The following is a 10,259-nucleotide window of genomic DNA, read 5'->3' on the forward strand; positions in this document are numbered from 1 at the left end:
GCCCTCGGCGAGCAGCTCGCGTGCCGCGCGGGGGGGGGGGGGTGCTCAGCGTTCGCCACCCATGGCTCGCCGAAGGGGACGGGCTCTTAAACTGGCTCAGTGCCCAGGATTCACGCCGCGTCCGTCGCAGATCACCGCGCCCAGCAGCGTGCCGCCCTGCTCGACGCGGCACGCGAGCTGCTCGCCGAGGGCGACGCCTCTCGCGTGACGTTCGCGGCGGTCGCCCGCCGCACCGGGCTGGCCCGCAACAGCGTCTACAAGTACTTCACCGACCGCCGCCAACTGCTGACGGAAGTGGTCCGAGCGGCAGCGCCGCGCTGGACGAGCCGCATCCACGCCGCCCTCGCCGACGCCGGAGACGCGCCCGAGGACCGGGTCGCCGCCTTCGTCACCGCCCAACTGGAAATGGTCCGCGACGGCGAGCACCGCATCGCCCGCGCCAGCGCGGACGCGCAGGACGGCGCGGCCCTGCGCGCCGGAGCGGACGCGGCGCACCGCGCCCTGCTCGATCCACTCGTCGACGCCTTGCAGGATGTGGGCGACGACGCCCCACTCAGGTCGGCCCGGCTGTTGCAGGGATTCGTCAACGCCGCCACCACGGCCCTGGAGGCCGGCGACGACTACGAAGCGGTGCGGGACCGCGCGGTCGCACTGGCCGTCGCCGCTCTGGGAGGCGTCACCGCGCACCGGTGATCAGCTCCCGGTCCCCGTCCGTCTCCTGGCCCGTGTGTGTCCCGGTAGCCGGCCCGGGTCTCGATGGCCCGCCCTGCGAGACTGCTGCCATGGACGAAGTACCGCACCCCGCCGCCGGAGTCCTGCCCTACCTGGCCGGAGAGTGGACCGTGCGCCGCGAGCTGCGCGACGGCAGGACCGGACACAGCGGCTGGTTCACCGGGCGGGCGAGGTTCGAGCCCGGTACGGACGCCGCATGGCTGCACGTGGAGGAAGGGGTACTGGAGTGGGGCGGGGCCCGGCGCGAGGCGGGGCGAACGCTGCGGCTGGTGCCCGGCGCGGACGGCACCGCCGAGGTCACCTTCGCGGACGGTCGGCACTTCCACGCTCTCGATCTGAGCAGCGGCCGTTGCACTGTGTCGCACCAGTGCGGAGCCGACCTGTACGACGGGGACTACACGGTGGTCTCCGCCGACGAGTGGCGGTTGCGCTGGGCGGTCCACGGCCCGGCCAAGGACCAGTTGCTCACCTCCGTCTACCGGCGGTCCCTCCCCCAGGGGCAGCCCGGGAGGTGATCCGGTGATAGAGCGCGGGGCGCCGAGCCGCGCCGGAGGTGCGTCGGACCGCGGCGGTGGCGCCTTGCTCAGCGAAGGGGTCCGGTGATGATCCACAGGTGACCGAAGGGGTCACGGATACGGCCCGAGCGCTTCCCGTAGGGCCGATTCTCGATCGCGATGACCGTCTCGGCCCCGTTGGTCGTCATACGTGCGCCGACCTCGTCCGGATCGTCGACTTCGATCTCCAACAGGACCGGGGAGCCGCCCAGGTCTTCCGGTGACAACCACCCCCATGCCGGGACGGCTGGTGAGACCCGGAAGGACGTGGCGCCGAGGAGATGCTCCACGACGGTGAGCCGGCCCTCGTCACCCCGCGCACGGAACACTTCCTCGGCCCCGAGGAAGTCCCGGTAGTACGCCGACGCACGGTCGGGTTCCGGCACGATCAGGCGAGGGAGGATCTTCGGTTGCGTCATGCTCCGAGGATGAGGCCGCAGGGCGGCGGAGTCTTGAACATTCGGGAACGGTCCACGGGCTGATCGGATGTCGCCCGGACGCGGTCTACGCGGTCTCCTCGCCAGGTGACCGGTCGCGGGTCGGCGGGTCCCCGGTCGCCGGGCCTTCGGTGCGCTCGGCCGCCGGATCTTCGGTGCACTCGGGCGCCGGGTCTTCGGTGCACTCGGCCGCCGGATCTTCGGTGCGCAGCCAGGCGGTGGGCGTGCACCCGGCCATGGCCCGCCACTCCCGGGAGAGGTGCGCCTGGTCGGCGAACCCTGAGGCGGCGGCCACGTCCGCCAGAGCGGCCTTGGTGGTGCCGGCGACCGCGAGCCGGCCCCGGGCCGTTTCGAAGCGGACCAGGCGCTGGTACTCCTTCGGCGTCACCCCGAGCTCCGTACGGACCCTGCCGCTCAGGTGCCGCCTGGAGCATCCGAGTAGCTGAGCGGCCTCGTGCACTCGGGAAGTGCGGGACAGGGCCGCGAGCATGGCCCGCAGTTCCGGGGCGTTCTCACGTGCGCCGTGCCGGGCCAGGCCGGCGAGCAGGGAGCGTTCGACCAGTGCGCGGCGCTGCGGCCAGGTGCGGCAGGCTGCCAGCCGCTCCGGCAGGTGGGCCAGCGCGGGGGCGACGTCGGCGAGGTCGACGACGTGTCCGGCCAGAGCAGACGCCGGAACGCCCAGCAGCGCGGCGGCACCGAGCGGGCTGAGCGTGAGGTACACACCGCGGGTGCCTCCTGCTTGCCGCACCTGCGCCGCATCCAGATGCAGGCCCGCCACGGCAGCGCGATGGTGCCGGCGCGAGGCGGGACGTGCGAGCCACCCGATCTCGACGGAGTCGGCCTCGGGAAGGGTGAGCGACACGGTGGAGGAGGGAAGTCCGCGATGTACGCCGACGGGTCCCGGCCCGAGATCGTACGGGGCCAGCATCGCCACGAACGGCCTCAGCAGGGAGTCTCGCCTGGTCACCGGGCCGGCCTCGCGTTTGGTGACACGCCAGGAGAAGCGCTGCGGGTCTCGGGTGGTGTGCCTCGGTCGCGGTACCTGCTCGGCCGGAGGCCGCCTCGGCGTCCGGCCGAGGCCCAGGGCGGCGAGCCGAGTCGGGCCGGCCCGCCGGGCTGTTCGGACACTCGCGCAGCCGCCGCGACCTTGGAGGCGGAAGCGGAGACGGAGACAGAGGCGGCGAAACAGTCGCAGGGAACCATGGCCGTGATCCTCACACACGCCGCCGACAGCGCCGCATGCCTTTCGGTTTCTCCCCGCCGGCGGCAGCCGGGGGGCTTCCGTCACTCGGGGGCGACAGCGCGGCGGACGCACGCGCGCAGCAGGGCGCGGCGTTGTTCGTGTACCTGTGGGGGCTCCTGGGCAGTTGCCGCGTAGACGTTGCTGACCGGCGACCAGGCCATGGACATGGCGATGACCATGGCCATCACGTCGAACGGGTCTCCCTGGCGCACTCGGCCGGCGGCCTGGGCTTCGGCGATGGCACCCAGCTTGTGGTCGTCGAGGCGGTCGTGGTCCTCGACAAGGTGGCCGGCCGGCCTGCGCTCCAGGCGCGCCCACGTGGCCAACCGGATCAGGTCGGGCCGGCGGAGGTACTCGTCGTAGAGGCGTACGGCCCAGTCCGCGAGGTCGGCGGCGTCGATCGGCACGACGTTCGTGATCCGCTCCAGCGAGCCGAAGAAGATCGCGTCGAAGAGCTTCTCCTTGTTGCCGAAGTAGGCGTAGAGCTGGGCCTTGTTGGTGCGCGCGGCGGACACGATCCGCTCGATGCGTGCTCCGGCGATCCCGTGCTGGGCGAACTCCCGGGTCGCCACGTCGAGAATGCGCTGGTAGGTCGCGGCTCCGCGCGAGGTCAGGGGCTGATCCGCCATGCCGGGGACGCTATCAGACAGAACAGTCGGTTTGCTTGGGGTGGAGACCGCCTCTACGATCCAATAGACCGAACAGTCTGTTTATAGGGGAGGCACTGTGCGGACAACCAACGGATGGCAGGCGGACGGGCGGACGGCCAAGCTGCGGCGCACCACGCTGGACCGCCGCGACCTGCGCCCCGACGACGTCGCCGTGCGGATCGACTACTGCGGCGTCTGCCACACCGACCTGCACGCCCTCCGCGACCACGACGGCACGGCGGGGCGCCCTCTGGTGCCGGGACACGAGTTCACAGGCGTGGTGGCCGAGACCGGTGCCGCGGTCACCCGCCTGTCCACCGGCGCCCCGGTCGCCGTCGGCAACATCGTCGACGCGTGCGGCGAGTGCCCCATGTGCCGAGCCGGCCAGGAGAACTTCTGCCACGCCTTCCCGACTCTCACCTACGGCGGAACCGACCGGCACGACGGGTCGACGACCCTGGGCGGGTACTCTCGGGAGTACGTCGTGCGCGAGCAGTTCGCGCACCCGCTTCCCCCCGGCCTGGACCCGGCCGCCGCCGCGCCTCTGCTGTGCGCGGGGGTCACCGTCTGGGAACCCCTGCACGCCCTGGGCGTGGGCCCCGGCAGCCGCGTCGGTGTGGCAGGGCTGGGCGGACTGGGGCATCTCGCGGTCAAGATGGCCGTGGCACTCGGCGCCACGACGTCGGTCATCAGCCGTTCGCCCGACAAGGCCGGCGACGCGCGTCGCCTCGGCGCCCACGGACTGGTCGTGTCCACGGACCCGGAGGCGATGGCCAACGCCCGGGACGCGTTCGACGTCGTCATCGACACCATCTCCACGCCGCACGACCTCGGCCCGTATCTGCGCCTGGTCGCCATGGACGGCACACTCAGCCACCTCGGGCATCTGGGGCCGGTCACAGTGGAGACACTGGACTTGCTCATCGGGCGCAAGAAACTCAGCTCGGCAGGCAGCGGGGGCCGTCCCGCGACCGCCGCCATGCTGGACTTCTGCGCCGCCAACGGCATCATCGCCGAGATCGAACTCCTCCCGTCGGCGCGGGTGAACGAGGCCCTCGACCGCCTCCGCCGCAACGAGGCCCGCTACCGCTTCGTGCTCGACATGTCCGACCTGGACTGAGCGGCGGTCGGGGCCCCACGCCCCGCCCCGCGCCGGAGTCGACGGGACGGCGGACGGGAACGGCACGCGGGCCCCGGGCAGGTCCCGCGTGCCGTCCACCGGTTCGGCGCGCCGGTGACGCCGACGGCCCGCCTTCAGACGCCGGACTGGACGGCACCGCGCCACGGTGCGCCGGCGTCGGCCCGGGGCATGGCGCCGACGGGCCCCAGTGGTGTTCTCCACGCCGGAACGCGCCGCTGAGCCGGACGCTCAGCCGACGTCGCGGTAGATCTTCGCGCCCGCCTTCGGCTTGGCGCCGTCGTACAGACCCGTCGGGCTGGTCTGAGTCGAGAGGGCGAACCACGCGTAGCGCTTCACGAAGTCCAGACCCTCCAGCATCTGTGTCGAGGAGGTGAGGAAAGCGGTCTGCTCCTCCTTGCTCGGGTAGCGCGGGGTGTCCTTGGTGAAGTCGATGAGAGCGTATTCGGTCAGCCACACCGGCTTCTTGTACCGGTCGTGGACACGCTTCAGGTAGCCGGCCAGTTGCTCGGCGGCTTCAGGGCCGAAGTCGGAGCCGTACCAGTGCACCGGAACGAAGTCCACGCGCAGGCCCCGCTTCTGTGCGCCCTTCATGAAGCGGTCCAGCCAGCTGCCGGGCTTGTCGGCGTCGACGGCGACCGCCGGGGCGCCCAGGTTCAGGCCCGTCTTCTCCAGCCGGGGCCACAGGTCCAGGGCCTGCTCGGGGGTCATGTCGGCCTGCTGGCCCAGATCGGGTTCGTTGAAGGTCAGGAGATTCTTGCCCTCCTTCTTGGCCTGGTCCAGCTCGGCGTCGGTGACCGAGCCGGGGCCCCAGATCGTCGGTACGTACTCGACCCCCTTCGGCTTGGCGACCCCGGCGCTCGACGAGGTCCAGTTGTGGAACCAGGACGCGTCGGAGTCGTCCAGCGCCTGCGCGGCGCCGTCGACGGGGTTGAGCGCCACGCCCTTGCCGAGTCCCGGTGCGGGACCGTCGCCGGGGCCGGGCCCGTCGCCGTGACCGGGGGTCGGCTCGGGGTCGTGACCGGGCTTGCCAGACGCGCCGGAGCCGTGGAAGGTGACGGTCAAGCCCTTGCACTCGCTGCATTGGCGCACGACCTGGTTGCCCCGCTCGGCGTCATGCTTGGACCAGGCGTACGCCGTGGGGCACTGCTTGGTGAGCGCTTCGCTGTAGGCCGTCTTCGCGTCCCGGTTGGGGTTGACGCACACCAGCGGCTTGCCCGTGCTCTGGTCCTTGGTCAGGTTCTCCGGCGGGCAGTGGGCCAGCAGATCGACGGGGCAGCCCACCGAGGCGCACTCCCCGCCGTTCTCGGGCGGGGTCACTCCGTCGGGAGTGATCGTGACGGATGCCGAGACCGCGTTGACGTAGCTGACGTTGTACCAGGGTGCCGCCGAGTCGGCGGGGTCGAAGTTGAACTCCGCGAGGCTGACGGGCTGTTCACCGGTCGTGCAACGGTCGGCGTACGGCCCGCAGTCGCCCACGGCGCAGTGGAACGTGCTGCCCTCCTCCCCTGTGCAGCCCTGTCGGGCGAAGAACTTGCCACGCCAGTGTCCGGCGTCCGAACGCTCGGGGACGGTGAGGGTGGCCGTCTGCCCCGGGTCGAGCGTCGGCAGCCCGGTGAGCGGAGTCGAGCCGTCCGCGTTGACCGTGGCACCGACCCAGACACGGTGCTCCGTCTGGTTCCGCAGGGTGACCGTGTGCTCGGCGTCCCCGGCGGCTGCCGCCCCGGCGACGCGGTCCTTCGCGGTGTCGGAACTCCCCCCTGAGAACCCTCCGGACGCCACGGCCGAAACCGCGGCGACAGCCAGCAGAAGTGCGAACAGAAGCGGCCGGAATGATCGAAGTGATGACAGTGGTCTCTCGCGCACAGGACACGCCTCTCGGGTCGGTTTCGTCTGCTCACGCACGACGGATGCGCGCGGCGGACGGTTCACCCGAGGTACCGGTGGTTTCGGCGCACACCGGCTCGGACCGCGTGACCGGCCGAGGCGGCAACTGGTCGCCTCGGCCGGCTGTGTCACCGTGGGCTGCCCGCGGAACGGGCGTTCACCTCACGTGGGTGCGTCGGGTCCGCAGCCCTTCACTCGTAGACTCGGACCCAGTCGACCTCGAAGACCGCGGGCCTCAGGCCGCCGTCACCGGTGAAGTTGTCGAGTTGGATGTTGAGGTGTCCCGAGGGCATCGACTGGATGTCCCCCCGGTCGGAATCCGCTCCGCCCGCGAGTCGGAACCACTCGGCTCCGTCGACGTAGCCGACCAGTGCTTCCGGCGTCCACTCGAACGCGAAGTTGTGCCACTCGTTCATGTCCACCGGGCAGACCTCGCGGTGTTCCTTCTTGTCCGAGGGGCTCTGCGGATAGTGCAGGAACGCCGTGAGGCACTGTGCGTCGGGATCCGAGTACTCGACCCAGTCGTACTCCCCGTTCTCGAGCCGGTTGCCTTCGGTGGGCCAGATCAGGTGCAGTGCGTGGTAGAGGTCGCCGCTTGAGCCGATGTTCTCCGAGCGTGACCGGATCTCCCACCGGCCGTACTGGGCGTCGCGCTTCTGCCGGAGCCATCCCGTGTCGCCGTTGGCCTCGCCGCGCATGGTCAGCATGCCGTCCGCCACGGTGCTGTTCTTCGCGCACCGGCGGCCGTTTCCCGAGTGCCCCTCCCAGCACCCTTCCGTGCCTCCGACATCCCCCGAGGGCGTCGCCCACTTCGCGGAGTCGACCGCGCCGGTGTACTCGAACTCGTCCGAGATCGGCAGCGGCGTACCCCAGTCGTACCGGTCGGCGGCCTGCGTCGAGTCCGATCCCGTGTTGTCGCCGTGCGTGACATCGAGACCGTAGATCTTGACCTCGCCGTAGTTCTCACCGCTGCACGGAGAGGAGTTCTTGCAGTTGGCCTGCGTGTAGGCACCGGTCTTGAAGTAGTTGGTGGAGTCGGAGTGGTCGAGCGTGGTCTCCAGCTCTCCATTGAAGTAGATCTTGATCTCGCCGTCGCTCACCACGTACTCGATCTCGAAGACCGTGCCGAGTTCGTAGTGGTCGGTGATCAGGTGGTGGTGGGTGGTGTCGCCCTTGGTGATCCAGAGCTTCGAACCCTCCAGACGCAGCGCGGTGACGTCGTCGTCGCCGCCGTGGATCTGGGCGCCGACGACCTCCGGCTTCTCCTCGGGCAGGTGAGTGAAGGCCTCCCGCACGGTCATGGTGTGCGTGCCGGAGGTCGAGGACCACTCGATCTCGTCCCTGCCGCCGCTCTCCATCTCCCGCAGCTCCGAGCGCGGATTGCTGGAGCCGCCCGTGGTGACGCCGTTGACGGGTGCGCGGAACCGCACCGCGTCCCCGGGCTCGGGAACGAGGAAGAAGGGGTCGTGGGAGTAGCCGTCGAGCTCGGGCTGGAAGATCTCGGTGGGTTCCTCCTCGTCGCCGGTGGGGAGCGTCACCTTCCAGTCGCTCAGGTCGAGGACGTCGGACGGGAGCTTGGTCTCGCCGCCGTCGTCGCCATCGCCGGGGGTGCCCCAGACCTCGACCTCGGTGAGGCTGTTCCAGTCTCCCTCGCCCTCACCGGTGTAGCCGTGGCCGAGGTAGCGGACCTTCGAGGTGCGGACGGGGTCGAAGTCGAACGACTCCAGGCCCGTCGACGTACCGCTGGTCCTGCCGTCGTGAACGGTGACCCAGCGCGAACCGTTCCAGTACTGGAGCTCGAAGACGTTCTGCCGGGTGGTGCCCTTGTGCACCGCGAGCTTGATGTGGGTGACGGTCATCGTCGAGCCGAGGTCCAGTTGCAGCCAGGCCCCGTCTCCTTCGCCGGACCAGCGGGTGGTGTAGTCGTCGTCCACGACGTTCCCGGGCGCGTTCCCGTCATGGGTGCTGGCGGTGACAGCGCCGGCGGCGGGGGTTATCTGGACGTCGGCGGCGTGCGCGGTGGCCGGCACGAGCAGCAACGCCAGCACCGCCATCACGGGTGCGAGGACGGCGAGTACCAAGGGCCGCCGCCCGCATCTTCGGAGTAAGGAACGAGACAGAACGATGTGTCTCACTAGTTGGTCCTCCTCATACTGTTCGGCTCCTCGGTCCCGGCCGCTCAGGCATGGGTCGGGCGGCCTGGCGACCGGCCTGTGCGGTGCACCGGAAGCGACGGGGCTCTCGCGCACCGGCCGCCGCTCCGGTTCGCCGACTACAGCAGCTCCGGAATTGTTCAGCACGCGTCTTCGCCGCGATGAACAACTCCTCGCGTCCGGAGGGGCGGTACGCCCTCGTCGCCGGGCATGCGGTTTCCGGCCAGGAGATCTTCCCGGCCCGCTCACTGCCGCCCGCGCTCAGCGGCGAGGCGCTGCCGCTACGCCGCGGGCGGAAACGGCGGCCGGGACCCGTGCCGTCGGCGGCCACGACGCGCGGCCAGGACCGCCACGGCCGCCGCGAGGACCAGGAGCAGCGCGCCGCCCACCGTCACCATCCAGGCCGGGACTCCGCCCCAGCGCAGCAGAACGTCCCGGTCGTAGGTGCGGTGGAAGGGCCTGTCGGATGCCGCGCGACGCAGTACGTGATCACCGGTGATCTTCTCCGGTTCGGGGAAGTGCTGCCGGAACGCGGTGAGGTGCACGTCGCCACCCGCCAGTTCCCGCACCAGCTCGGGCTGGTCGGCGTCCTCCAGCACGTCCGCGAAGGTCACCTCGGGCGGACGCCCGCCGATCGCACCGCGGGTTTCCATCCGGTGCGGAGCCAGGACGTACAGGCCCAGACTCTGCGGCTCCCGGGCGGCACGCGAAAGACGCATCGGGTAGACGAGCCGGTCGGAGGAGAAGGTGAGATGCAGGGGCTGCAGAGCGCCCGAAAGGACGCGGGGCCCCGTGTCCCGCGCCCCGCCACCGTCCGCCGTGTCGGTGGCGTTCTGCTTCTTGCCCGGTGCCAGCCGTACGGCGACGTACTCCCAGTTCCGCTCGACGTAAGGCGTCAGTTGGTCGGCCACTCGACGCGGGAGGCTGAAGCCGTTGTCACGCAGCCAGTCGCGCAGCGCGCCGGGGTCGTCGGCCGCGAGCCGGGCCACGTCGAAGGGGCCGAGCCGCTGGCGTCCGACCACGTCGACACCCGGGGCCTGCCCTGACGCGCGAGGAGGCGCCGCCGCCCCGTCGGTGCCCTCGAAGGGCCAGTCTCCGGACCTGGGCCAGAAGTAGGGCCGGTCCTGGGGCCGTGGCGCGGTGAGCGCGGCGAGTTCGTCGAACAGCCGGCTCTCCCCCAGCTTCACCGAGGCACGGTGCGGCACCGGCATGATCCAGGCCGCTTCCGCCGCGTCACCGTGGACGGTCAGGCGCATGACGATCTGCTCGGTGTGCCCGTCCCACCGCACCACCGACGTCTCCTGGTTCACGCCGATACGTGACTGGTCCGCGGGCACCATCGCACCGCAGCCGCACGCGTACGCGGGCCAAGCGACCGCGACGGTCTGGGCCCCCAGCAGCGCCAGCACGACGGCCAGCGCGCGCAACGCGCCCCTCCCCCACCCGGCCGCCTGCGCCCCGCCAC

General features: G+C 71.1%; 9 protein-coding genes. 3 read left to right on the plus strand and 6 right to left on the minus strand.

Translation table 11 applies throughout. The features are described from left to right. The first annotated feature begins 99 nt into the window (after nucleotides 1–99). Both AB8Z75_RS24125 and AB8Z75_RS24130 read left to right on the plus strand, forming a co-directional pair. Nucleotides 100–693 (plus strand): TetR/AcrR family transcriptional regulator, encoded by a 594-nt coding sequence (locus tag AB8Z75_RS24125; RefSeq protein WP_369205358.1) that lies wholly within the window; start codon nucleotides 100–102, stop codon nucleotides 691–693. Nucleotides 694–782: 89 nt separating this feature from the next. Further along, nucleotides 783–1,247, plus strand: a complete 465-nt coding sequence (locus tag AB8Z75_RS24130) for a DUF6314 family protein (protein ID WP_369205360.1) — start codon at nucleotides 783–785, stop codon at nucleotides 1,245–1,247. A 68-nt stretch (nucleotides 1,248–1,315) separates the two neighbouring features. Here the strand turns inward: AB8Z75_RS24130 and AB8Z75_RS24135 are convergent, their stop codons facing one another. From AB8Z75_RS24135 to AB8Z75_RS24145, 3 genes are all read right to left on the minus strand, one after another. After that, nucleotides 1,316–1,705: a VOC family protein gene (locus tag AB8Z75_RS24135; RefSeq protein ID WP_369205362.1), complete on the minus strand. Its 390-nt coding sequence runs from the start codon at nucleotides 1,703–1,705 to the stop codon at nucleotides 1,316–1,318. 85 nt (nucleotides 1,706–1,790) lie between these two features. After that, on the minus strand, nucleotides 1,791–2,690 hold the full coding sequence (locus AB8Z75_RS24140) for a helix-turn-helix domain-containing protein (protein WP_369205364.1): 900 nt from the start codon (nucleotides 2,688–2,690) through the stop codon (nucleotides 1,791–1,793). A gap of 317 nt (nucleotides 2,691–3,007) precedes the next feature. Next, entirely contained in the window at nucleotides 3,008–3,595 is a 588-nt protein-coding gene (locus AB8Z75_RS24145; protein WP_369205366.1) for a TetR family transcriptional regulator, read from the minus strand. Between the two features lie 97 nt (nucleotides 3,596–3,692). Here AB8Z75_RS24145 and AB8Z75_RS24150 point away from each other — a divergent pair, with 97 nt between their 5' ends. Continuing rightward, complete coding sequence (locus AB8Z75_RS24150) at nucleotides 3,693–4,736, plus strand: NAD(P)-dependent alcohol dehydrogenase (RefSeq protein ID WP_369205368.1); 1,044 nt, start codon at nucleotides 3,693–3,695, stop codon at nucleotides 4,734–4,736. Nucleotides 4,737–4,985: 249 nt separating this feature from the next. Here AB8Z75_RS24150 and AB8Z75_RS24155 read toward each other — a convergent pair whose 3' ends face one another. From AB8Z75_RS24155 to AB8Z75_RS24165, 3 genes are all read right to left on the minus strand, one after another. Beyond that, on the minus strand, nucleotides 4,986–6,536 hold the full coding sequence (locus tag AB8Z75_RS24155; protein ID WP_369205370.1) for a glycosyl hydrolase: 1,551 nt from the start codon (nucleotides 6,534–6,536) through the stop codon (nucleotides 4,986–4,988). A gap of 296 nt (nucleotides 6,537–6,832) precedes the next feature. Continuing rightward, nucleotides 6,833–8,722: a polysaccharide lyase family 7 protein gene (locus AB8Z75_RS24160; protein WP_369205372.1), complete on the minus strand. Its 1,890-nt coding sequence runs from the start codon at nucleotides 8,720–8,722 to the stop codon at nucleotides 6,833–6,835. A 353-nt stretch (nucleotides 8,723–9,075) separates the two neighbouring features. After that, nucleotides 9,076–10,203: a DUF2330 domain-containing protein gene (locus AB8Z75_RS24165; RefSeq protein ID WP_369205373.1), complete on the minus strand. Its 1,128-nt coding sequence runs from the start codon at nucleotides 10,201–10,203 to the stop codon at nucleotides 9,076–9,078. Nucleotides 10,204–10,259: the final 56 nt, after the last annotated feature.

This window comes from Streptomyces sp. PU-14G (assembly GCF_041028275.1).
Classification (GTDB): Bacteria; Actinomycetota; Actinomycetes; order Streptomycetales; family Streptomycetaceae; genus Streptomyces.

Coding starts and splice junctions, on each gene's coding strand:
- AB8Z75_RS24130 (WP_369205360.1), top strand. CDS start 783: ATGGACGAAGTACCGCACCCCGCCGCCGGAGTCCTGCCCTACCTGGCC.
- AB8Z75_RS24135 (WP_369205362.1), bottom strand. CDS start 1,705: ATGACGCAACCGAAGATCCTCCCTCGCCTGATCGTGCCGGAACCCGAC.
- AB8Z75_RS24145 (WP_369205366.1), bottom strand. CDS start 3,595: ATGGCGGATCAGCCCCTGACCTCGCGCGGAGCCGCGACCTACCAGCGC.